This window comes from Pantoea sp. EKM103V (assembly GCF_011800365.1).
Lineage (GTDB): Bacteria > Pseudomonadota > Gammaproteobacteria > Enterobacterales > Enterobacteriaceae > Pantoea > Pantoea anthophila.
Window position 1 is genome coordinate 1 of the sequence record NZ_JAALFQ010000048.1, and the last position, 402, is coordinate 402.

The window sequence follows — 402 nt, forward strand, 5'->3', positions numbered from 1 at the left end:
ATGCTGATATCCGACAAATGCCGATTTAGATGCGTACGTTTTGGTAAACACCAGGTGCCCGACGACGCGAAAGCCCGCCGCTTTCCATGCCTGCATAAAGATGTCCACGCGGTTCCAGCCGTAGAAGCTCACCGCCAGGCTGTTGTTTTTAAGTACGCGGAACATTTCACGGCTGGCCGGCAGCACCCACTCGTCGCTCACGTCGTTGGCGATGGAACGGCCGGAGCGGTCCTTAAAGCCGACGAGGTAAGGGGGATCGGTCAGAATGAAGTCGATGCTGTTATCCGGAAAGCCGGCCATGATCTCTACGCTGTCACCACGCATAAATCGGGACATAGTTATGCTCCTGAGTGTCGGGGGGCACCCCAGTGGTGCCGTGACCACCACAAAGACGGGCGTAAA

1 protein-coding gene is annotated in these 402 nt (G+C 56.7%); it reads right to left on the minus strand.

All coding sequences use genetic code 11. The features are described 5' to 3' along the window. The coding region (locus HFD97_RS22065; RefSeq protein ID WP_370528448.1) for a DNA methyltransferase at positions 1 to 336 on the minus strand (336 nt) is incomplete at its 3' end. Between the last annotated feature and the right edge of the window lie 66 nt (positions 337 to 402).